Raw genomic sequence first — 21,912 nt, forward strand, 5'->3', positions numbered from 1 at the left:
GGCACCGCCGCCGTGGTCTGCGGATGGTTCGGCTGCTGCAGCATCCTCACAGCCGTGATCTTGTCGCCGGAGAAGGCCACCTGGACCTGCACGGGCCCCTTGTCGGTGTTCACCGTCGAACCCGAGACCGTCTGCGCGGCGGAGGCGGAAGAGGCTGAGGCCGAGGAGGATGCGGACGTCTTCGTGCTCGCAGCGTTCGAGTCGATCGCCGCCTGGAGGGACTCCTTGTAGGCCTCGCTGGTGATCGTCGCGCCCGACACCGTGTCGATGTCCGCGCTCTGCGCCTTCAGCGTCTCCGCGACCAGCTTCGGCACCGCCGCCGTGGTCTGCGGATGGTTCGGCTGCTGCAGCATCCTCACAGCCGTGATCTTGTCGCCGGAGAAGGCCACCTGGACCTGCACGGGGCCCTTCTCCGTCTGGATCGTCGTGCCCTTGACGACCGTGCCGGAGGAAGAGCCTGCGGAGGAGGACGCCGACGGCGTCGAGGCGGGCGCGGCGGTGGAGGTCGCAGCGCCCACGGACGGCTCGTAGCGCCAGACCGGGACCAGGCCCGCGATGCTCAGGACGACGACAGGTATGGCTCGCTTCACGATGTCTTTCCCGTCTTCCTCATCCGGCCAGGCTGAAGCGCTCGAAGTGGATCTGCTGCTTGGGCACGCCCAGCTCGCCCAGGCTGCGCAGCACCGCGTTCATCATCGGCGGCGGCCCGCACAGGAAGACGTCCCGGTCGCCGATGTCCGGCACCAGCCGCGCCAGCTCGCGCGGCGCCAGCTTGTCGGGGACGGCCGCTCCGGTGACCAGGTGCAGCACGGCGCCCTTGGCAGCCGCCAGCTCACGCAGCTCGTCGTAGAGGACGGCGTCGCGGTCCGAGGCCACGCGGTAGATGACGACCGCATGGCCCTCGATGTCCTCCAGGATGGCCCGGATGGGGGTGACGCCGACGCCGCCCGCGATCAGCAGGGACTCGGACTTCGTGCGGTGCAGCGTGGTGAAGGCGCCGTAGGGGCCCTCGGCGAACACGCGCGTGCCGACCTTCACATGCCGCAGTGCGGCGCTGCCGTCTCCCGCCGCCTTGGCGGTGAGGCGGAGGGTGCGGCCGTCGGGGGCGGCGGAGAGGGAGAAGGGGTTCGCCTGCCACCAGCGGTCGCGGGTCAGGAAGCGCCACAGGAAGAACTGGCCGGCCTGCGCGGGCATCCGGTCCAGGTCGCGCCCGGTCACGTAGATCGAGACGACGTTGTCGGACTCGTGGACGACGGCGGAGACCCGCAGCTGGTGGCGCAGGTTCCGCCACAGCGGCAGCACGAGGCGGCCGAGGACCACCGCGCCGAGGGCCACGCTCCACACGCCGTACCAGTACGTCTTCGCGGCGGACGACGCGGTGAACGTCGTACCGACCGCGACCTGGTGCGTGAACGCGAGCACCACGGCGACGTAGGTGTAGAGGTGGATGAAGTGCCAGGTCTCGTAGGCGAGGCGGCGGCGGGCGTAGCGGGCCGAGACGGCACCGACCACGAGGATGATGCCGAGCGCGACGATCGCGCGGAGCACTCCCTCGGTCGTCTCGGCGAGGTCGACGAACTCGCTGACGGGGCCGACGCCCGCGCCCTGGGCGTAGCCGAAGCTGATGAAGACGGCGTGCGCGAGCAGCGTCCACAGCAGGGCGAAGCCGGTCCAGCGGTGCCAGGAGGTCAGCCGGTCCATGCCGATCCGGCGGTCGAGCCAGGGCAGCCGGGCCACCAGCACCAGCTGGAAGGCCATGACGAGGGCGCCGTACAGGCCGGCGAGGCGGCCGATGACGATCAGGGCGTTGGAGGCGAAGCCCGCCTGGGCGAAGAAGTAGGCGACCACGGCCGCGTTCGCGGCGAGCACGGCGTACAGGCCCGTGCGGGCCACCACCCTGGGGCGTATCGCCGTGGGGGGCGCAGGGGGTGATTGGACGGTCGTCACGGGTCGGCAGCTCCTTGATCGGGTCCTGGGTGACCGAGCTTGGCTGGCGGGAGCTGTCGATAACCTGTCGTACAACTTACAAGTACTTATCGATGTGCCGGCTGTGTGCCCGGCCACACGGCCCGGCCTGCCGCGTACCGCACTATGAGCGGGTGGAAAAAGTACGCCTCCTGGTCGTGGACGACGACCCGCCCATCGCCGATCTCGTCGCGACCGTGGCCCGTTACGAGGGCTGGGACGCGGTCACCGCGAACTCCGGTGAGGAGGCGCTCAGGCTGGCCGGCGAGTTCCACCCGGACATCGTGGTGCTCGACCTGATGCTGCCCGACGTGGACGGCTTCGGTGTCCTGGACCGGCTGCGCGGCTCGGGCACGATGGTGCCCGTGGTGTTCCTGACCGCGCGCGACGGCGTCGCCGACCGGGTGGCGGGCCTGACCCGGGGCGGTGACGACTACCTGGTCAAGCCGTTCGCGGTGGAGGAGCTGATGGCCCGGCTGCGGACGGTGCTGCGGCGCAGCGCCGGACCCGGCTTCCAGCGCTCCGTGCTGCGGGTGGCGGACCTGACGATGGACGAGGACACCCGCGAGGTGCGGCGCGGCGACAAGCTGCTCACGCTCACCCCCACCGAGTACGAGGTGCTGCGCTTCCTGATGCGCAAGTCGCCGACCGTGATGACCAAGGCGCAGATCCTCGACCATGTGTGGGAGTACGGCTTCGGAGGCCGTTCGAACGTCGTCGAACTGGTCGTCAGCCGGCTGCGCCGCAAGCTCGACGACACGGGCGAGCCGCTGATCCAGACGGTGCGGGGCTTCGGGTACGTGATCCGGCAGGCGGCCGGGTGATCCGCCGGCTCCTCACGTCGTACCGGCGGCTGCGCCTCGGCACCCGGCTCGCGCTGGGCCTCGGAGCGCTGGCCCTGGTGGTGTTCGCCGTGGTCGGCACGGCCCTGACGACGTACATGCGGGACTACCTGTCGGCCCAGCTGGACGACCAGCTGGGACTCGCCCAGGTCGCGCAGTCCAAGAGCATCGCGGAGAGCGGCACCCTCGCGGGCAAGAAGTACTGGGGCTGGTACTACGCGGTGTACGACGTGTCGCACGGCGCCCCTGTGCTCCGCAAGCCCGAGGAGCCGGGCGACCTGCCCGAGGACATCGCCGGCCTCACCGCCGTGGCCAAGGCGCAGATCTCCGCGGACACGGAGGTGCTGCGCACCGAGGACATCGCGGGCCAGGGCGAGTACCGGCTGCGCAGCTGCGAGGTCAAACCCGGCGTGATCCTGGTCAGCGGGGCTCCGATGGGCGACATCGACGACACGGTACGGCGGCTGGTCACGGTCCAGGTGGTCGCCTTCGGGCTCGCCCTGCTGGCGCTGGTGCTGGCGGGCCGGCGGATGCTGCGCCGGGGCCTGAACCCGCTGAGCGACATGGCCCACACGGCCCACGGCATCGCCTCGCACGACCTGACCGAGTCGGCGGCCCGGCTGCCGCTGCGCGCCGACAAGCGGGGCGGCGGCCCGGAGGTCGAGGAGCTGCGCACCGCCTTCAACACCATGCTGGAGCACATCGACGACTCGCTCGCGGTGCGCGCGGAGGCCGAACAGCGCCTGCGCCGTTTCGTGGCGGACGCCTCGCACGAGTTGCGCACCCCGCTGATGTCCGTACGGGGCTACGCGGACCTCTTCCAGTACGCCGCCGCCAACGCCCCCGAGGAGCGCGACAAGCACCTGGCCCGGCTGCGCGCCGAGGCGGCCCGGATGGGCGTGCTCCTGGACGACCTGCTGCTGCTCGCCCGCCTGGACGCGGCGGAGGTGGACGCGCCGCTGCGGATGCAGGACACGGACCTCGTGGAGCTGGTGGACGAGGCGGCCGCCGCCTTCCGGGCGACCCATCCGGAGCGCCCCCTGAAGGTGACCTCCGGCCCGCCCTCGCTGAAGCTGCGTCTGGACCCGCACCGCATCCGCCAGGTCCTCGACAACCTGCTCACCAACGCGGCCGTGCACACGCCGGCCGGTACGCCGGTGTCGATGGCGATCGAGGTGACGGGCGACAGGGCCGTCGTGCGGGTCGAGGACACCGGCCCCGGAATTCCGGCCGCGGACCAGGAACGCGTCTTCGACCGCTTCTACCGCGTCGACAAGGCCCGCAGCCGGGACCGGGGCGGCAGCGGGCTCGGCCTGGCGGTCGCCAGTTCCCTGGTCCGCGCCCACGGCGGCACGATCGAGCTGCGCAGCGCACCGGGGTCGACGGTGTTCACGGTCTCGCTGCCGGTGCGCGCCCGGCTCCGGGGCCCCGGAGGTCTTACGGACCCGTGACGTCCCGGGCGCGGCCCACGTGTCCCGCCCGGTCGCGGCCCTAGCGTGGCCGCATGCGAGTACTGGTCACCGGCGGTGCCGGGTTCATCGGGTCCCATGTCGCGCGGGCACTGGAGGCGCACGGGCACGAGGTCGTCGTGTACGACGTCCGGGCCGATCCCGCCTCGGACGTACGCAGCCCCACGACCGTCCGCCGCGCCCTCACCGGTGTCGACGCCGTGTGCCACCAGGCGGCCATGGTCGGCCTCGGTACCGGCTTCGCGGACGCGGCCGACTACGTCTCCCACAACGACCTCGGCACCGCCGTCCTGCTCACCGCCATGGCCGAGGCGGGCGTACGGCGGCTGGTGCTGGCCGGCTCGATGGTGGTGTACGGCGAGGGGCGCTACGCCTGTGCGCGGCACGGGGTGGTACGGCCGGGCCCGCGCACGGTGGCCGACCTGGATGCCGGCCGCTTCGAGCCGCCGTGCCCGGTGTGCGGTGCGGCCCTGTCCCCCGGACTGGTCGGCGAGGACGCCCCGGTCGACCCGCGCAATGTGTACGCGACGACCAAGCTCGCCCAGGAACACCTGGCGGCCGCGTGGGCGCGCGCGACGGGCGGCTCGGCGGTGTCGCTGCGCTACCACAACGTGTACGGACCGGGGATGCCCCGTGACACCCCGTACGCGGGCGTCGCCTCCTTCTTCCGCTCGGCGCTGGCCCGCGGCGAGTCCCCGCGGGTCTTCGAGGACGGCCGTCAGCGGCGGGACTTCGTGCATGTACGGGACGTGGCCGCGGCCGACGTGGCGGCGCTGGAGGCGGGTTCGCGCGAGGGGGCGCTGACCGCGTACAACACCGGCAGCGGCGAGGTGCGCACGATCGGCGAGATGGCCGGGGCGCTGGCCGCGGCGTACGGCGGCCCGGAGCCGGTCGTCACCGGGGAGTACCGGCTCGGCGACGTACGGCACATCACGGCGGACTCGGCGCGGCTGCGCGCCGAGCTGGGCTGGAAGGCCGAGGTGGGCTTCGAGGAGGGCATGCGGGAGTTCGCGCGGGCCGGAATGCGTGAGGCATAGGCCCCCGACGGACCGGTGGTGCTGTCCGCATTCACGAAGCGGCAGCGGGCAGCACCACCACACATGGGAGCCGCCGGGGATGCGGGAGTTCACGCGGACGCACTGAGCGTGTCCACGCCTGGACGACGTCGTTGTCGTCGATCATGGCGCTGTTCGCCACAAATCAGTTGAAAGGACCGCAGAATGCTCCGGCGTACCCTCAAGCCCACCCGCACCCGGATCGCCGTGCTGCTCAGCGCACCGGTGGTCGGCGTGCTCCTCGTCGCCCCGGCGGCCTTTGCGGACACGCCGCCGCCGGGCAAGAGGGTCGACAGCGCCACCGTCATCGACAGGGCCTGCAAGCACGCGAGCGAGGACTCCGAGGACGGCGCGGACGGGACCTGCGACAAGCTCGTCGCACCGCTCCTCTCGCATGCCATCGGCCCCGGGAGCGGTCTCACCTGCCGGGAGATCTCCGCGACCGACATCGAGTGCCGCCCCGAGAGGTGACCCTTCAGGCCTCCGCCACCGGCAGGGTCACCTCGAAGCGGCAGCCGCCCGGGATGTTGCGGACGGTCGCCCGGCCCTGGTGCGCCTCCACGATGCCCCGCACGATGGCGAGGCCGAGGCCCGCCCCGGCAGGGGGAGTCCGGGCATGTGTGCCCCGCCATCCGGTGTCGAAGACGCGGGGCAGGTCCTCCTCCGGGATGCCGCCGCAGGCGTCCGTCACGGACACGACCACACCGTCCGGTGAGCGCTCCGCGGCGATCGCCACCGTGCCGTCGGCCGGAGTCCGCCGGATGGCGTTGACCAGCAGATTGCCCAGCACCCGGCTCATCTCCCTGCCGTCCACCTCCACCGGCAGGGGCTCGACCCGGTCGCCGATCAGCCGTACGCCGTGCTCGCGGGCCAGGGGGTCGGCGCCCGCGAGTGCGTCGCCGACGAGGTCGTAGAGGGAGATGCGGCTGGGGCTGAGCGCCAGTGTGCCCGCGTGGATGCGGGAGAGTTCGAAGAGGTCGCCGACCATGTCGTTGAGGCGCTCGACCTCGGTGCGGATCTGCTTGAGGTAGCGGTCCGGGTCGGCGGCGACGCCGTCCTCCAGCGCCTCCGACATGGCGCGCAGGCCGGCGAGGGGGGTCCGCAGGTCGTGGGAGATCCAGGCGACCAGTTCACGGCGGGAGGACTCCAGGGCGCGTTCGCGTTCCCGGGACTCGGCGAGTTTGGCGCTGGTGGCCTCCAACTCACGGCTGAGGGCGGCGAGTTCGGCGGTGGCGGGGCCGGCGGGCGAGGTGAAGTCGCCGCCGTCGCCGAAGGAGCGGGCGGCGAGGGTGAGGGCGCGGCTGCGGGCGGCGACCCAGCGGCCCAGCAGCAGGGCGGTGGCCAGCGAGACCACGGCGGCCATCGCGACGACGGTCGTGACGACCTTCAGGTCGTGTCCCGACAGGAACATGGCCTGCGCGACCGCGAGGGTGCCCGCGAGCATCGCGGTGACGGCGACGGCGGCGACCACACCGAGGTGCAGGGCGAGCGAGCGGCGCCGGATCAGCAGCAGTACACAGGCGCCGAGCAGTCCGGCCGCGGCGGCGCCGAGGAAGGCGAACAGGGCGATGAGGAGGTTGTCGCGCATGGTCACGCCTCCGCTCGGGAGACGTCGTCAGTGACGTCCTCGGAGCCGTCGAAGCGGTAGCCGACACCCCACACCGTCTGGATCAGCCGGGGCCTGCCGGGGTCGTCCTCGACCTTGCCGCGCAGCCGCCGTACATGGACGGTGACGGTCGACAGGTCGCCGAAGTCCCAGCCCCACACCTCGCGCATCAGGTCCTCGCGGCTGTAGACCTGGCCGGGGTGCCGCAGGAAGAAGGCGAGGAGGTCGAACTCCCGGATGGTGAGTGCGAGTTCGGCGCCTTTCTTGAGGGCACGTCGGGACGCCGGGTCGACGGCGAGCCCGGCCGCCCGCAGCAGGCCCGACGGCTGGGAGGGCCGGGTGCGGCGCAGCACCGACTCGACGCGCAGGACCAGCTCACGGGGGCTGAACGGCTTGGTGACGTAGTCGTCGGCGCCGACCTCCAGGCCGAGGATGCGGTCGTCCTCGTCGCCGCGCGCGGTGAGCATGATGACCGGCACCGGCCCCTGCCCCCGCATCCGCCGGCACACCTCCAGGCCGTCCATGCCGGGCAGCATCAGGTCCAGGACGACGAGGTCGGGCCAGTGGGCGGCGGCGCGGGCCAGCGCGTCGGGGCCGTCACCGGCCCGGTCCACGACGTACCCGGCGCGATCGAGATACCCGGTGACGACCTCGGCGACGGTGGGATCGTCGTCGACGACGAGCACCCGGGCGCCGCCCTGTCCGTACTGCTGCTGCTCCATGGAGCCAGCCTCGCACCGCGCACGCGCATACGCCGCCGTCGGCCCCTGACGTCCCTGTTTCGTAAGGAGCCGAAGCCCGATCTGCCCGATTTCCATTCGTAGGGTGAGTGCCGTGACGCCCCCTTCCGACAAAGACGTATCCGGCAAAGACGTATCCGACGTACGAGAACCGGGCGCGACGTCCGTGGACGTCGTACTCCCGTGCCTCGACGAGGCCGAGGCGCTGCCGTGGGTGCTGGAGCGCATCCCGCCCGGCTGGCGCGCGCTCGTCGTGGACAACGGCTCCACCGACGGCTCGGCGGAGATCGCCCGGGCGCTCGGCGCGAGGGTCGTGCGTGAGGCTCGGCGCGGCTTCGGTGCCGCCTGCCACGCGGGTCTGACGGCGGCCACGGCGGACATCGTCTGCTTCTGCGACTGCGACGCCTCGCTGGACCCGGCCGGCCTGGTGCCGTTCGTGGAGCGGGTCCTGGCCGGGGAGTCCGACCTGGTGCTGGGCCGGCGCCGGCCGCGGACGCGCGGCGCCTGGCCGTTGCACGCCCGCGCCGGCAACCTCGCCCTCGCCCGTCTCCTCCGCCGCCGCACCGGTCTGCGCCTGCACGACCTGGGTCCGCTGCGGGCCGCCCGTCGCGAGCCGCTGCTGTCCCTGGCCCTCACGGACCGCCGCAGCGGCTATCCCCTGCAGATGGTCGTCCGGGCCGCGGACGCGGGCTGGCGGATCGCCGAGTACGACGTCCCGTATCTGCCGCGCGCGGGCGCCTCCAAGGTGACCGGCACCTGGCGCGGCACCTGGCAGGCGGTACGGGACATGAGCCGGGTCCTGGCCGAGCCGCCGGTGGCACCGCAGGCACGCGAAGGAGTCCGCCCATGACCCCCCTGCCCACGCTCCTGGTCATCGCGAAGGAACCGAGGCCCGGGCGGGTGAAGACCCGGCTGACGCCGCCCTTCACCCCTCGGGAGGCGGCGGCGCTCGCCGAGGCGGCGCTGGCGGACACCCTGGACACCGTCGCCCGGACCCCGGCCCACCGCCGGGTCCTGGTCCTGGAGGGCGAGCCGGGCCCCTGGCTGCCGCCCGGCTTCGAGGTCGTACGGCAGTGTCCTGGCGGCCTCGACGAACGCCTGGCCGCCGCCTTCGCGCACTGTTCCGGCCCGGCCCTGCTCATCGGCATGGACACCCCCCAGGTGACACCCGAGCTGCTCACCGTGGACTTCGCCGACTGCGACGCCTGCTTCGGCCCCGCGGAGGACGGCGGCTTCTGGGCCCTGGGCCTGGCCGCCCCGGACCCGGCGCTCCTCCTCGGCGTCCCGATGTCGACACCCCGCACGGGCGCCGTCCAACGCGCCCGGCTGGCAGGCCTGCGCGTACGGGACCTGCCGCGCCTACGGGACGTCGACACGGCCCACGACGCCGAACTGGTCGCCAAGACCGCACCCACCGGCCGCTTCGCGGCCCAGCTGGCCCACCTCACGGCGGCGGACCGATGAGCGGCACGACGAACGGCGTCCCGCAACCGACAACCCGAATCGGACGCCGGCCACACACCGACAAGCCCCTGCAGGCGTCGACCCCGGCCACCGGCCTCGACGCCCAGGGATCCCACGAGGCGAGCCACTGCATGCCCCGCCGAGCGCCGGCCCCTGAGACCAACAGCACTCCACCCGGCACGCGCCCGACAAACCCGGCCGCCGACCTCAACGCCCCGAAATCCCACACGCCGAACGGCCCCAAGGCCCACCACCGACCAGCCCCTCAAACCCACACCCCCGCATCAGCCACCCACCCGACAACCCCTGCCACCGGCCTCATCACCCAGAAGACCCACACGCCCCACCGAGGGGCGATCACAGAAGCCAACAGCTCTCCACCGTCCCCCCGCCCGACGAACCCGGCCGCCGCCCTCAACCCCCAGCGGCCCTACGACCCGAGCGGCCCCACAGCCCACCACGAGCCGGCCCCGACCCCCGACAACTCCCCACCAAGCACCCGCCCCACAAACCCAGCCACCGACTTCAACACCCCGTGGCCCGCCAACGCGAGCAGCCCCATGACCCACCACGAGCCGACCCCGACGCCCGACACCCCCCCACCAAGCACCCGCCCCACGAACCCAGGCACCGGCTTCGGAGTCGTGCGGCCCTTCGTGCCGAGCCGTGTCGCGGTCCGTCGGGGCCCCGGAGACGGCCCTCGCTCAGCGATCACCCCGGTGGACGACGGCACCTGGTCCGCCGATCCCTACGCCTACGCCCTGCGCACCGGCCGCGGCCCCCTCTTCCTGCGCCGTGCCGACGGCTGGTTGCTTCTGCTGGAGGTCGAGCGGTGGTGTGCGGAGGCCGACGGTGTCGATCTGGAGGTGCTGCGGCGCTGTGAGGGTGCGGTGCTCGACGTGGGGTGCGGGCCCGGGCGGCTGGTCGTCGCGCTGGGTGAGCGGGGGCTGCCGGTGCTCGGGATCGACGTCAGCGAGGCGGCAGTGGCACGCACGGTGGCGCTCGGCGGGCAGGCGCTGCGCCGCTCCGTCTTCGAGCCGCTGCCCGCCGAGGGCCGCTGGGGCACCGCACTCCTGCTCGACGGCAACGTCGGCATCGGCGGCGACCCGCGCGCCCTGCTGGACCGCATGGCCCAACTCCTCGCCCCCGGCGGCCTGTTGATCGCCGAAACGGTGACGGACCCGGACGTCGACGAGCGGGTCCGGGTGCATGTCACCGACGCGCGAGGAGCCGTCGGCAGCCCCTTCCCGTGGGCCCGGCTCGGCACCCCGGCCCTGCTGCGGCATGCACACCGCGCGGGCTGGCGTGCCGCCGGTCAGTGGACGGCGGGAGGCCGATGTTTCGTCGCCCTGCGCAGCCGCAGCAGGAACAGCAACGCCGTCACCGGCAGCCGGCGGGCGAGGAAGTAGCCATCGACGGACAGGCCGGCCCTGGAGCACTTCGGCCCGCCACCAGGCCGCCCGGCTGCGGCACGCACACCGCGTCGGCAGCCGTGCACCCGATCACCGGACAGGCCGCTGCTTCGCCGCCCTGCGCAGCCGCAGCACGAACAACACCGCCGAGCCGCCGAAGAGCACGGCCGTCAGCAGCAGCCAGCGGGACAGGAAGCGGTCCGCGGACAGGCCGGTGGCCGACGCGTAGCGCGCCGTCACCTGCCCGCAGATCAGCGGGAACCAGACCAGCAGAAGCAGCAGCGACAGCGCGGCCGGCACCCGGACGTACCCCACCCAGCTGCGCCGCGGGCCCGCCGCCTTCACCAGCGCGCGGTCCGCCGCCGCGTACAGCGGCAGCAGCACCAGATCGTGCAACAGCGCCGCACCCACGAACCACAGCGCGACCCCGAACCAGTCCCCCGCGAGCAGCCGCACCCCCGCGTAGGCGGCGAGCGCGAACGAGCAGGCCAGCAGCAGGATCTGGAGCGGGCTGCCGAGCGGCAGCGCGAACCGGGGGCGCCTCATCACAGGTCTCCGAACGTCATCCGCGCCACCCACTTGGTGTTGAGCACACCGGGCGCCGCGGGCACGATGACCCGTGCCGGATGGCCGTGGTCGGGGGTCAGCTCCTCGCCGTTGACGAACAGGGCGAGCAGGGAACGCGGGTCGGCGACCTGGTTGGCGCGCAGGGCGGCCCGCCGGAACGCACCGTGCCGTTGCAGCGACTCCACGAAGACGTCCGGCGGATCGCCCTCGTACCCCACGAGGGCCGCGAGGTCCCGCAGCCGCACGCCCCGCCACCACTGGTCGGACGTCGACCAGCCCTCGACGCAGGCGATGGGCAACGCCGAGCTGTGCAGCGGGAGTCGGAGCAGGTCGGCGCGGCTGAGCCGGACGGTGCCGGCGCGACCGCTGACGGTCAGTCGCCACGCCTCCTCACTCCGCTCCGCCGCACTGATACCGGCGTACGCGGCGGTCTTGTTGATCTGGAAGCCGCCCGGCCCGCTGCCGGGGTCGGCGCCCCCGTGCGGGGCGAGTACGGCGGACCACCGCAGCCCGTCGAAGTCCTGCCCGACCGTCGTGGCGAACAGCAGCAGCGAGCCGCCTCCGACCAGCCCGAGGGCACCCCGCCGGGAGACGGTCGGCGGATCGGGGTCGGGGGACACCAACTCCCGCTCCTCCTCCGCTACTTGAGGCTGCTGACGCATACCGCGGAGATTGCGCAGGGCCGCCGGAGTCTTCAGCACCGCGTGCGCGACGAACGCGGCGAAGAAGACCCACGCCCCGTAGAAGTGCAGCGGGTAGAAGGAGCCGGGGAAGAGGTAGTCGAGCTGGACGTTCAGCACGCCGGTGACGAACTCGAACAGGCCGCCTCCGACCAGCAGCAGCAACGAGATCCGCTCCAGGGCGTGCGCGAGGGAGCGCGCCGGCGGCAGCGTGAACAGCTTCGGCACGACCGACCACAGCTTGGCCAGCAGGACGGGGATCAGCGTGATCCCGAGGGTGACGTGGACGCCCTGCGTGAACCGGTACAGCCAGTGCGGACCGGTCGGCCAGGAGAAGAGGTAGAAGCCGAGGATCCCCTTGTCCGGGGTCTGGTCGTTCACCGGCGACAGGTCCGGGTTGTAGGCCGCGTACGACAGCAGTCCCGTCACGAACAGCACGGTGATGCCGCCGAGCAGGACGATGCCGAGGACCGAGGTGAACCAGGGGCCGCGCAAGGGGCTGCGCCAGAAGGAGGGCGAGAAGGGAGTCCGTCTCATGCCCCGACCGTAGGTCCGGCGTGCCCCCGAAACGGGTCCGCGAACCATGACGAAACTCTGACGTCCGTGCATGTCAGCCGTCCGGGGGGAGGTTCCGCGGCCTAGCGTGTCCGCCGTGAACCGCGACCTCCGCCGAGACCTCTACGCCGCCGCGACCGCCGCGCTGCTCGTCGTGACGGCCGCCGTGGTCGGCACCGGAATCGAGCACCGCAACCGCTCCCTCTACGTCCCCTGGCCCCCGCTGCTGGCGAAATGGGAACCTCACATCGGCCCAGGCACCCCGGCGGCGATCGCCGTCGCGGTGGCCGTCGTGATCTACGGCCCCGCTCTCGCGGCCCGCCTGCCCTGGCGCCCGCTGCTGTTCGCCGTGTGGGGGGCGGGCATGGCCTGGACGTGGTCCCTCGCCCTGGTCGACGGCTGGTACCGGGGCGTGGCCCAGCGGCTCACCACCCGCAACGAGTACCTCCAGGTCATCGGCCGCTTCCACGACATCCCGCACACCCTGCGGGACTTCACCCACCACATCGTGAGCGGCCCTCACGACTGGCCGGCCCATGTCGCCGGGCACCCGGCGGGAGCGACCGTCACCTTCGTCCTCCTCGACCGGATCGGCCTCGGCGGGGGAGGCTGGGCCGGCGCCTTCGTCATCACCGTCGGTACGACCGCGGCGGCCGCGGTCCTGGTCGCCGTACGGGCGCTCGCCGACGAGCAGCTGGCCCGCCGTGCCGCGCCCTTCCTGGTCCTGTTGCCGGGCGCGGTGTGGGTGGGCGCCTCTGCGGACGGCTATTTCACGGGGGTCGCCGCCTGGGCCGTCGCGTTCCTGGCCCTGGCGGTGACGGGACACCGCCCGCGGGCGACGGGCTTCGTCTCGGGCCTTCTCTTCGGCCTGACGGCCTATCTCTCCTACGGCCTCACGCTCTTCGCCCTCATCGCCGCCGCCGTCCTCCTGCTGGGCTCCCGCCGCACCCGTCCGCTCCCCTTCCTGCTGACCGGACTGGTCGTCGTCCCCGCCGTGTTCACCGCGCTGGGCTTCAACTGGTGGGAGGCCTACCACCTGTTGGTCACGCGCTACTACCAGGGGGTGGGCGGCGTACGGCCGTACTCCTACTGGGTGTGGGCGAACCTCGCCTGCACGGTGTTCATCGTGGGCCCGGCGACGGCGGCGGCGCTGCGGCGCACCGGAGCGGCCCTCGTCGGGCGCTCCCCAAGTTCCGCCCTACGCCTGGCCGTTCTCACGACCGCCGCCCTCTTCGCCATCCTGGTCGCCGACGTCTCCGGCATGAGCAAGGCGGAGACGGAGCGCATCTGGCTGCCGTTCGCGGTGTGGCTGCTCCCGGCCTGCGCCTTCCTGGCCCGGCCGCGCGCCTGGCTCGCCGCACAGGCGGCGTTGGCGCTGCTCGTCAATCACCTGCTGCTGACCTGGTGGTGAGCTCGGGGAAGCGGCTGCTGCGTCCAGATCACCTTGCCGTAAGGCGTGTACCGGGTCCCCCACCGCTCAGTGAGCTGAGCCACCAGGAACAACCCGCGGCCCCCCTCGTCCTCCGTGAGAGCGCGCCGCAGCCGCGGCGAGGTACTGGTCCCGTCGGACACCTCGCACAGCAGCGCACGGTCGAGCAGAAGACGGAGCTGCACGGGCCCGGCGGCGTGCCGGATCGCGTTGGTGACGAGTTCGCTGGCGACCAGCTCGGTCGTGAAGGCGAGTTCGTCCAGCCCCCAGGCGGCGAGTTGTCCGGTGACCGCGGTGCGGGCGCGTGAGACGACCGCCGGGTCACTGGGCAGCTCCCACTCGGCGACCCGTTCCCGGCCGAGAACGTGGGTTCGGGCCACCAGCAGCGCCACGTCGTCGCTCGGCCGCTCCGGCAGCAGCACGTCGAGGACCGCCTCACAGGTGTCCTCCGGCGACCGGCCGGGAACACCCAGGACGGTACGGAGCCGGTCCAGACCGGAGTCCATGTCCCGCAGCCGGTCCTCGACCAACCCGTCGGTGTAGAGCACGAGTTGGCTGCCCTCGGCGAGTTCCAGCTCGACGGTCTCGAAGGGCATGCCGCCGAGGCCCAGGGGCTGGCCGGCTGGCAGGTCGACGAACTCGACCGTGCCGTCCGGGGCGACGACGGCGGGCAGGGGGTGCCCGGCGCGGGTGAGGGTGCAGCGCCGGGAGACCGGATCGTAGACGGCGTAGAGGCAGGTGGCTCCGACGATGCCGGAGTCGGCCTGCGTGCTCTCCACCGCCCAGCCCTCGCCCCGGTCCAGGCGTCCCACCAGGTCGTCGAGGTGGGCGAGGAGGTCCTCGGGCGGCAGGTCCAGGGAGCAGAAGTTGTGCACCGCGGTGCGCAGCCGGCCCATGGTGGCGGCGGCGTGCAGACCGTGGCCGACGACGTCCCCGACGACCAGGGCGACCCGGGCGCCGGACAGCGGGATGACGTCGAACCAGTCGCCGCCGACGCCGGCCTGCGCGGGCAGATAGCGGCAGGCGACCTCTACGGCGCTCTGCTCGGGGCGGCCCTTGGGCAGCAGGCTGCGCTGCAGGGCGAGGGCGGTGTTGTGCTCGCGGGTGTAGCGGCGGGCGTTGTCGATGCAGGTCGCGGCGCGCAGGACCAGCTCCTGGGCGAGGGAGAGGTCGTCGTCCTCGAAGGGTGCGGGCCGCTCGGAGCGGTAGAAGCTGACCACGCCGAGCGTGGTGCCGCGGGCCCGCAGCGGCACGGTGATCAGGGAGTGGACGCCCGCCGCGAGCACTCGCCCATCCGCTCGGGATCCTGCGCGATCCAGCCGCCCGCCTGCGCCAGAACGGGTTCCATGACGGACTGGGTGAGCTCCAGGCAGCGGGCCTGCGGCGTGGACGGGACGTACTCGACGGCGTCACCGACGTCGTACAGATTCGCCGGCTGCTTGCGTACGGCGCGGATGGCGACCCGGCGCAGCGCCGTCCGGCCGCCGAGCGCCACCGGCTCCTCGCCGCGCAGCACCGCGTCGGGCAGGTCGACGGCGACGAAGTCGGCGAACCGGGGCACGGTCACCTCGGCGAGTTCCTCCGCGGTGCGGGTGACGTCGAGGGTGGTGCCGATCCGCACTCCTGCGTCATGCAGCAACTCCAGCCGCCTGCGCGCCAGTACGGCCAGCCGGCCGACCCCGGGCTCCCCGACGAGCAGCAGCCGGCTCTCGGCGCCGTCGAGGATGTCGCCGACGGTTTCGGCGGCCTGGGGTGGCGGGGCCGGAGGCACGACGGCCCGTACGACCACGGCGGGGCGGGAGACCGTCGGGGCCGTCGCCTCGCCGTTGGGCCCGGGGGTCGCCACCGGCACCGGCCCGGCGACCGGTGGCGACGTCGGCAGCCCGAGGCCGCTCAGCCGTGGTCCGCCCAGGATGCGCGCCTCCACCGCGACGCCCGTCTCCCCGGCCTCGCCCATCACCTGACGCCGCAGCAGCGTGGCGATACGCCCGCCCGAGAGCGGGACCTCGTCGAGGGTGCGGCCCGGCGAGGCGATGAGTTCCTCGGCCCGCTCGCGCAGTACGGCGAGGTCGACCCGGCCGAGGCCGTCGCCGTCGTACCCGTCGCCGTCGCCCGACGCCGGATGGAAGGTCGGCCGTGCCGCTCCGCGCACGTCGAGGGCGGCCCGCCGGTAGGCGGCGAGGAGTGCGCGTTCCCGTTCCGTGGCCTGTTCGAGGAGGCGGCCCTCGATGTCCCGGGCAGCCGCCCGGACCAGCCGCAGCATGGTGAGGTCGCCGTCGCCGCGGAGGCAGGTGAGGTCCAGTACGGCCTCGATCCGGCCGCTCAGCGGGTTGCGGACGGGCGAGCCGGCGCAGGCGAAGGGCTGCAGACAGTCGGCGAAGTGCTCACGGCCGACGACGTAGATCGGGCCGCGTGCGGCGAGCGCGGTGCCGACGCCGTTGGTGCCGACCACCGGCTCGGAGGCGTCGAAGCCCGGGGCGAAGTTCACCTCGTCCAGCCGGTCGCGCAGCCGCAGGTCGCCGTCGAGACGCCGCACCATGCGGCCCCGCGCGTCGCACAGCGCGATCGACATGCCCATTTCCGCCAGGGAGGAGCTCAGTTTGGTCAGCACCGGGTCGGCCGCGCGCAGGAACCGTTCGTCCAGCGTCAGGCCCTGCTCGTAGGGGACCAGCAGATGGCCGGGTTCGAGCCCCGCGGAGCGGCAGCGCTTCCAGGATTCAAGTACCGAACCCCGGACGTCCGCCTCGACCCGCGCACCTGCCAGGAAACGTTCGTGGGCATCGACGAGTCCGCCGATGTCGTCCCAGGCGACGCACACCGAGATCACTTCCTCACCTGGAGCAGGCCCGGTCGCGCGCCGCCGATCGGTACGCCCGGGCGTGGTCCTCCAAGCGCTTTCACCCTAGCCCCGCTGTGACCCACACCACAACATCAGGCATCAACCGCTCCACACGCGCTCCATTGAATGATGCATTCAGCATCTCTAGCATCATGCGGTGGATGCATTCACCCTTGGCTCAGGAGAATCCATGTTCCCAGCCAGACGTCCATGGCGCTTCACCGCCGCCACGCTCCTGCTGACCGCCGCCCTGACCGCCCCCGCGGCGACCTCGGCGACGGCCGCCCCGACCGCACGACCACCGCAGGTATGGCCGACGCCCCAGCAGATCCAGAGGACGGCGCCGGGCCAACTCACCGTCCCCGCGCGGGTGGTCGAGGTCGTCGGTCCCGGCACCGACCCCTCGGCCCGCCGTCTCGTCGACTCCGTCCTCCGCGGCGCCGGCGCCACGCGCATCACCACCGTGCGGGCCGACGGCAGACCTCCGAAGGCCGGTCTCACCGTCTATCTCGGCGGCCCCACGGAAAACCCGGACACTGCAGGCATCCTGAAACGCCTGCACGCCAAGTCCGCCACCGGTCTTCCCTCCGGCGGTTACGCCCTCGCAGCCGGCCGCGCGTGGGGCCGCGCCCTTCTCGCCCTCTCCGGCGTCGACACCACGGGCACGTTCTATGCGGCCCAGACCCTGCGCCAACTGGTGACCGCCAAGGGCGAGTTGCCTCCGGTCACCGTCCGCGACTGGCCCACCGCCGCCCTGCGCGGAGTCGTCGAAGGCTTCTACGGCACCCCCTGGACACACACCGAACGCCTCAACCAGCTCGATTTCTACGGCCGCACAAAACAGAACGTCTACGTCTACTCCCCCAAGGACGACGCCTATCTGCGGGCCCGATGGCGCGACGAGTACCCGGCCGCCGAGCTGGCCGGGCTCAAGGAACTGGTCGACCGCGCCGACGCCAACCACGTCCGCTTCACCTACGCCCTCTCCCCCGGCCTGTCGGTCTGCTACTCCTCCGCGTCTGACATGGCCGCCCTCACCCGCAAGTTCGAGTCGCTGTACGGCATCGGCGTGCGGTCGTTCGCGATCCCGCTGGACGACATCAGCTACACCAAGTGGAACTGCGACGCCGACGAGAAGGAGTTCGGCACGGGAGGGGGCGCGGCAGGCGCGGCCCAGGCGTACCTGCTCAACCAGGTGTGGCAGGACTTCTCCGCGCACCACACCGGTCTGCAGCCCCTGGAAATGGTCCCCACCGAGTACTCCGACCTCGCCGACTCCCCGTACAAGAAGGCGCTGCGCGAGAAACTGGACCCGTCCGTCGTCGTGGAGTGGACCGGCGTCGGCGTGATCGCGCCGAGCATCACCACCGAGCAGCTGAAGCAGGCCCGCACGGTCTACGGTCACCCGATCCTGGTCTGGGACAACTATCCGGTGAACGACTACGTCACCAGCCGTCTCCTCCTCGGCCCCTACACCGGCCGCGAACCCGGTGTCGCGAGCGAGGCGGTCGGCGTGACCGCCAACCCGATGATCCAGGGCGAGGCCGGCCGTCTGGCCCTGTTCACCTCCGCCGCGTACCTCTGGAACCCGGCCGCCTACGACCCCCGCGCGGCCTTCCTCGCCTCCGTCCGCGACCTCGCCGGGCCATCGGCCGCGAAATGGTTGCGCGTCTTCGCCGAGAACAACTACTCCTCCCAGCTGGACGCGACCGAATCACCCATGCTCACCAAGCTCATCGCGGCCTTCCGCAAGGCCTACGCCGACGGCAACGGCCTCGACCGGGCTGCCGCCGCACTGACGTCGTACTTCACCGACATGGCAGCCACACCCGCCGAGTTGCGCACCCACCTCGCCAACCCGGCCTTCCTGGACGAGACTTCGGCCTGGCTGGACAAGCTCGGCCGCTACGGCAGCGCGGGCCGGACCGCCGTGGCCCTGCTGCTGGCCGACAAGAAGGGCGACACCGAAGCCGTCACCACGTACTGGAACCGGCTGAGGACCGAGCGCAAGGAACTCGACGCGATCCCCCAGCAGGTCTCGCCGGGCGTGATGGACCAGTTCCTCTATACGACGATGCTGGACACGGCGCCCGACCCCGGTGTCGACGCGTCCTTCGCCCCGGGTTCGCTGAGCCTCGAGCCGGGCGCGACCGAGACGGTCACGCTCCACCTCTCCGACAGGCGCTCCACCGCCTCCCGCACGGTCTCCTGGAAACTCGCCGTGCCCGAAGGCGTCACCGCCTCGCCCACCGAGGGCAGTGTCACCGTCCCGGCCGGTGGCAGCGCCTCGGCGACGGTCACCGTCACCGCCGGAACAGCCCGGGCAGTCCGCTCCCTCGTGGCGTCCGGCACCGGAATCCTCAGCCGCGCACTCCCGGTCCGGGTCACCGACGGAACGGGGACACCCAGGGCACTGACCGCCGACTTCAGCGGTGCTTCGGTGAGTTCGATCGACCTCTCCTCCGGGAAGAGCACTGACATCGCGGTGGGCGCCAACCCCGGTGAGGTGGTCGTGAGCGCCGACGGCCGCACCGCCTACGCCGCCAACCAGGGCTCGAACACGGTCAGCGTGATCGACGTGGCCGCCGGCAAGGTCACCGCGACGGTCGCCGTGGGCCGGGTCCCGGCGGGCCTGGCCCTCACCCCTGACGGCCGTAAGCTCTGGGTCGCCGACTACACGGACGGCACGGTCCAGCCCGTGGACACGACCACACTGACAGCGGGCACACCCGTCCCGGTCGGTTCCGGACCGGAGAACATGGCGATCACACCCGACGGCAGGACCCTGTACGTCGCCAACATCCACGACAACACGGTCTCGCCCGTCGACCTCGGCACCGGCAAGGCCGAGACCGCCGTCCCGGTCGGCCCGAGCCCCTTCAACGTGGTCGCCGCCCCCGACGGCAGGACGGTCTACGTCTCCGGCTCCGGCGGATCGACGGTCACTCCGATCAACACGGCGACGAACGACACCGAGCCGACGCTGCTGGTCACAGGCCAGGCATACGGTCTGGCCCTCTCCCCCGACGGCCGAACCCTCTGGGTCAGTCCCAGCAACGGCGACTCCGTGACCCCCGTGGACACGATCACAGGAGCTCCCGGCAAACAGATCCCGGTCGGCAAGTCGGCCTTCGACGTCGCCCTGAACTGGAATGGAACCACGGCGTACGTCACGACAGCCGACGAAAACGCCTTGGTACCGATCGACACAGCGTCGGGGAAGGCAGGGGCCCCCTTCACCACCGGCGCCTATCCACTGGCGGTAACAGTGACGCCTTAAGGGGCGCGGGGCTGTGTCGATTTGCGGCTCCGCCGCGTGGGCGCGACCAGCCCCCACCGACCCGCAGACGCACTGGGACCTAACTGGCGGTACGCCGAATCCTCCCGGCGTACCGCTTCTCCAACTCCAGATTGCCCTCAAACCCACCGGGAACGTTCGCCGACACATAGACCGGCGGACGGTCACCCGAGTCCAGGAGGAGCCTGGCGGCCTCGGCCACCGCCATCTGCACCAACATCACCCCGGTGAGGGTGGACAGCGCACAGACCGCCCCACCCCCCGGAAGCTCCAACAACGCATCCCCCCGCGGCGCCCGGTTGTCGAGCACGACATCAGCCAGATCGGCCAGCTTCTTCCCACTCTGATGCCCGGCGGGCACGGCCCTGGTGTGAGTGAGGGAGGTGATGGCCAGCACCCGGTGCCCCCGCTCCTTGGCGGCCAGCGCCATCTCGACGATCACATTGTTGACACCGGAGTTGGAGATGATCACGAAGAGGTCCTGGGGGCTCGGCCCGGCGAGGCGGTAGAGCCGCTCGGCCACCCCTTCGCTGCGCTCCAGGAGCGGATCGTCGAGAACGCTCGGGTCGTCGCCGCCGTAGAGAACCAGATCGGCGATGCTCAGCCGATTCGTCGGCACCAACCCGCCTGCCCGGCCCGCGAGTTCGAGGACCATGGCCTGGGAGTGGCCGGTACCGAAGGCCTGGATCACGCCGTCCGAGCGGACGCAGTCGGCGATCAGTCCGGCGGCGCCCGCCACCTCCTCGCGTGCGGACTCGGTGAGGCTCGCCAGGACGGCCAGGCTCTCCCGTGCGAAACCCTCGGCGCTCACAGACTCGACGGACACACGACACTCCCCACTGGTGGATTGAACCACCCCACCGGACTTCATGGATGAATCAATAAATCACATGGGCCATACAGCGAGCAATGCAGCGGGCCAATGCGTGAACATGGCTCGCCTTCGTGGTCCTGGTATTCAATCCATCCCCCTATGGGTGGCTGGTACCTTCTCCCCATGCCCTCGACGGACGTCACCACACTGATCCGCACCGAGCTTCCCCGGCTGGCCGGATCCCTCCGCAAGGTCGGCGAGCTGATCCTGGAGGACCCGGCCGCCGTGACCCACTGTTCGGCCGCCGAACTGGGCCGCCGCACCGGCACCTCACAGGCGACGGTGACCCGCTTCTGCCGCGCCATCGGGCTCGACTCCTACCAGCATCTGCTGATCGAACTGGCGCAGGAGCGCGGTCGCGGCGAGGTCTCCGACTGGGGCTCCGCCGAGATCGGCCCCGACATCTCGCCGGACGACAGCCTGGAGCGGGTCGTCCAGGTCGTCGGCGGCGCCGACCTGCGGGCGATCCAGCAGACCATCGACCGGATCGACCTCGACGCGGTCGAGCGCGCGGCCCAGGCGCTGGCCAAGGCCCGGCGGATCGATGTGTACGGCGTCGGCGGCAGCGGCACGGTGGCTCAGGAGACCGAGACCCGGCTGTTCCGCATCGGCTGCGCGGTCCGCGGCTGGACCGAGGTGCACGGCGCGGCCACCTCCGCGGCCCTGCTCACGCCGGCCGACGTGGCCATCGGGATCTCCCACTCCGGCGCGACCCGCGAGACCCTCGAACCGTTCGAGATGGCCAAGGAGCGCGGCGCCACCACCGTCGCGATCACCACCGACCCGCGCTCACCGCTCGCCCGGGCCGCCGACATCCGGCTCATCTCGGCCACCTCGGAGACCAGCTTCCGCACGGGCAGCATCGGCGGCCGCCACTCGGTCCTGATGATCGTCGACTGCCTGTACGTCCGGGTCGGCCAGCTCTCCTACCAGCGGGCCAGCGCCTCGCTCGCCCTCACCGACCACATCGCCCCGCAGCATGCGGTGAAGTCGCGCCGCACGAGGTGAAACCGGACACGACTGCATGGATGAACCACCGAGAATGCGTGAAGGTGGTTGTTTGAATCATCCCGGCGGTGCCAGGATGGGACTCCCCCGAGCATCCTCGTAGGAGACC

The 21,912-nt window shown here is 72.2% G+C and carries 17 protein-coding genes and 1 pseudogene; 10 read left to right on the forward strand and 8 right to left on the reverse strand.

What is annotated here, in order from left to right; all coding sequences use genetic code 11:
- Nucleotides 1-590: FMN-binding protein (locus AB0N07_RS06795; RefSeq protein WP_365832798.1), on the reverse strand; the 590-nt coding region annotated here is incomplete at its 3' end.
- A 19-nt stretch (nucleotides 591-609) separates the two neighbouring features.
- A complete protein-coding gene (locus tag AB0N07_RS06800) occupies nucleotides 610-1,947 on the reverse strand; it encodes a ferredoxin reductase family protein (protein ID WP_365832801.1) in 1,338 nt (445 codons plus the stop codon).
- 152 nt (nucleotides 1,948-2,099) lie between these two features.
- On the opposite strand from AB0N07_RS06800, the gene AB0N07_RS06805 reads away from it, so the two are divergent.
- From AB0N07_RS06805 to AB0N07_RS06820, 4 genes are all read left to right on the forward strand, one after another.
- Nucleotides 2,100-2,789 (forward strand): response regulator transcription factor, encoded by a 690-nt coding sequence (locus tag AB0N07_RS06805; RefSeq protein ID WP_365832802.1) that lies wholly within the window; start codon nucleotides 2,100-2,102, stop codon nucleotides 2,787-2,789.
- Nucleotides 2,786-4,258, forward strand: a complete 1,473-nt coding sequence (locus AB0N07_RS06810) for a HAMP domain-containing sensor histidine kinase (protein ID WP_365832804.1) — start codon at nucleotides 2,786-2,788, stop codon at nucleotides 4,256-4,258. The genes AB0N07_RS06805 and AB0N07_RS06810 overlap by 4 nt, the downstream gene beginning before the upstream one ends.
- A 53-nt stretch (nucleotides 4,259-4,311) precedes the next feature.
- Nucleotides 4,312-5,313 (forward strand): NAD-dependent epimerase/dehydratase family protein, encoded by a 1,002-nt coding sequence (locus AB0N07_RS06815; RefSeq protein ID WP_365832806.1) that lies wholly within the window; start codon nucleotides 4,312-4,314, stop codon nucleotides 5,311-5,313.
- Between the two features lie 183 nt (nucleotides 5,314-5,496).
- Entirely contained in the window at nucleotides 5,497-5,802 is a 306-nt protein-coding gene (locus AB0N07_RS06820) for a hypothetical protein (protein ID WP_365832808.1), read from the forward strand.
- Nucleotides 5,803-5,806: 4 nt separating this feature from the next.
- Here AB0N07_RS06820 and AB0N07_RS06825 read toward each other — a convergent pair whose 3' ends face one another.
- Nucleotides 5,807-6,919: a HAMP domain-containing sensor histidine kinase gene (locus AB0N07_RS06825; RefSeq protein WP_365832810.1), complete on the reverse strand. Its 1,113-nt coding sequence runs from the start codon at nucleotides 6,917-6,919 to the stop codon at nucleotides 5,807-5,809.
- Between the two features lie 2 nt (nucleotides 6,920-6,921).
- Complete coding sequence (locus AB0N07_RS06830; protein ID WP_365832812.1) at nucleotides 6,922-7,659, reverse strand: response regulator transcription factor; 738 nt, start codon at nucleotides 7,657-7,659, stop codon at nucleotides 6,922-6,924.
- A 184-nt stretch (nucleotides 7,660-7,843) separates the two neighbouring features.
- Here AB0N07_RS06830 and AB0N07_RS06835 point away from each other — a divergent pair, with 184 nt between their 5' ends.
- The 3 genes from AB0N07_RS06835 (at nucleotide 7,844) to AB0N07_RS06845 (ending at nucleotide 10,550) form a co-directional block, all read left to right on the forward strand.
- Nucleotides 7,844-8,527, forward strand: a complete 684-nt coding sequence (locus tag AB0N07_RS06835; protein WP_365832978.1) for a glycosyltransferase family 2 protein — start codon at nucleotides 7,844-7,846, stop codon at nucleotides 8,525-8,527.
- Between the two features lie 5 nt (nucleotides 8,528-8,532).
- Nucleotides 8,533-9,141, forward strand: coding sequence for a DUF2064 domain-containing protein (locus AB0N07_RS06840; RefSeq protein WP_365832980.1), 609 nt, complete (start codon nucleotides 8,533-8,535; stop codon nucleotides 9,139-9,141).
- A 710-nt stretch (nucleotides 9,142-9,851) separates the two neighbouring features.
- Entirely contained in the window at nucleotides 9,852-10,550 is a 699-nt protein-coding gene (locus tag AB0N07_RS06845) for a methyltransferase domain-containing protein (RefSeq protein ID WP_365832982.1), read from the forward strand.
- Between the two features lie 93 nt (nucleotides 10,551-10,643).
- On the opposite strand, the gene AB0N07_RS06850 is transcribed toward AB0N07_RS06845, so the two are convergent.
- Together AB0N07_RS06850 and AB0N07_RS06855 are read right to left on the reverse strand one after the other, a co-directional pair.
- Nucleotides 10,644-11,099 carry a hypothetical protein gene (locus AB0N07_RS06850; RefSeq protein ID WP_365832814.1) on the reverse strand — a complete coding sequence of 152 codons (456 nt, stop codon included), beginning with the start codon at nucleotides 11,097-11,099 and terminating at the stop codon, nucleotides 10,644-10,646.
- A complete protein-coding gene (locus tag AB0N07_RS06855; protein WP_365832816.1) occupies nucleotides 11,099-12,337 on the reverse strand; it encodes a molybdopterin-dependent oxidoreductase in 1,239 nt (412 codons plus the stop codon). Before AB0N07_RS06855 ends, AB0N07_RS06850 begins: the two co-directional genes overlap by 1 nt.
- Nucleotides 12,338-12,407: 70 nt before the next feature.
- Here AB0N07_RS06855 and AB0N07_RS06860 point away from each other — a divergent pair, with 70 nt between their 5' ends.
- Entirely contained in the window at nucleotides 12,408-13,766 is a 1,359-nt protein-coding gene (locus AB0N07_RS06860; protein ID WP_365832818.1) for a hypothetical protein, read from the forward strand.
- On the opposite strand, the pseudogene AB0N07_RS06865 reads toward AB0N07_RS06860, so the two are convergent.
- Nucleotides 13,742-16,602, reverse strand: a pseudogene (locus AB0N07_RS06865) (SpoIIE family protein phosphatase). The gene AB0N07_RS06860 and the pseudogene AB0N07_RS06865 sit on opposite strands and share 25 nt — an antisense overlap.
- A gap of 211 nt (nucleotides 16,603-16,813) precedes the next feature.
- Between AB0N07_RS06865 and AB0N07_RS06870 the strand changes: the two are divergent.
- The gene (locus AB0N07_RS06870; RefSeq protein ID WP_365832820.1) at nucleotides 16,814-19,903 is read left to right on the forward strand and encodes a beta-N-acetylglucosaminidase domain-containing protein; all 3,090 of its coding nucleotides are present in this window, start codon (nucleotides 16,814-16,816) and stop codon (nucleotides 19,901-19,903) included.
- A 79-nt stretch (nucleotides 19,904-19,982) separates the two neighbouring features.
- On the opposite strand, the gene AB0N07_RS06875 is transcribed toward AB0N07_RS06870, so the two are convergent.
- Nucleotides 19,983-20,747 (reverse strand): SIS domain-containing protein, encoded by a 765-nt coding sequence (locus AB0N07_RS06875; RefSeq protein ID WP_365832822.1) that lies wholly within the window; start codon nucleotides 20,745-20,747, stop codon nucleotides 19,983-19,985.
- Nucleotides 20,748-20,918: 171 nt separating this feature from the next.
- On the opposite strand from AB0N07_RS06875, the gene AB0N07_RS06880 reads away from it, so the two are divergent.
- Nucleotides 20,919-21,803 (forward strand): MurR/RpiR family transcriptional regulator, encoded by an 885-nt coding sequence (locus AB0N07_RS06880; protein ID WP_365832824.1) that lies wholly within the window; start codon nucleotides 20,919-20,921, stop codon nucleotides 21,801-21,803.
- Nucleotides 21,804-21,912 lie beyond the last annotated feature (109 nt).

Origin of the sequence: Streptomyces sp. NPDC051172, from assembly GCF_040682555.1 — a bacterium.
In the GTDB taxonomy this organism is placed as follows: Bacteria; Actinomycetota; Actinomycetes; order Streptomycetales; family Streptomycetaceae; genus Streptomyces.

What these genes read in the sequence shown, in the direction of transcription:
- AB0N07_RS06815 (WP_365832806.1), top strand. Translation starts at nt 4,312, where the DNA reads ATGCGAGTACTGGTCACCGGCGGTGCCGGGTTCATCGGGTCCCATGTC.
- AB0N07_RS06820 (WP_365832808.1), top strand. Translation starts at nt 5,497, where the DNA reads ATGCTCCGGCGTACCCTCAAGCCCACCCGCACCCGGATCGCCGTGCTG.
- AB0N07_RS06825 (WP_365832810.1), bottom strand. Translation starts at nt 6,919, where the DNA reads ATGCGCGACAACCTCCTCATCGCCCTGTTCGCCTTCCTCGGCGCCGCC.
- AB0N07_RS06830 (WP_365832812.1), bottom strand. Translation starts at nt 7,659, where the DNA reads ATGGAGCAGCAGCAGTACGGACAGGGCGGCGCCCGGGTGCTCGTCGTC.
- AB0N07_RS06850 (WP_365832814.1), bottom strand. Translation starts at nt 11,099, where the DNA reads ATGAGGCGCCCCCGGTTCGCGCTGCCGCTCGGCAGCCCGCTCCAGATC.
- AB0N07_RS06855 (WP_365832816.1), bottom strand. Translation starts at nt 12,337, where the DNA reads ATGAGACGGACTCCCTTCTCGCCCTCCTTCTGGCGCAGCCCCTTGCGC.
- AB0N07_RS06860 (WP_365832818.1), top strand. Translation starts at nt 12,408, where the DNA reads ATGTCAGCCGTCCGGGGGGAGGTTCCGCGGCCTAGCGTGTCCGCCGTG.
- AB0N07_RS06870 (WP_365832820.1), top strand. Translation starts at nt 16,814, where the DNA reads ATGTTCCCAGCCAGACGTCCATGGCGCTTCACCGCCGCCACGCTCCTG.
- AB0N07_RS06880 (WP_365832824.1), top strand. Translation starts at nt 20,919, where the DNA reads ATGCCCTCGACGGACGTCACCACACTGATCCGCACCGAGCTTCCCCGG.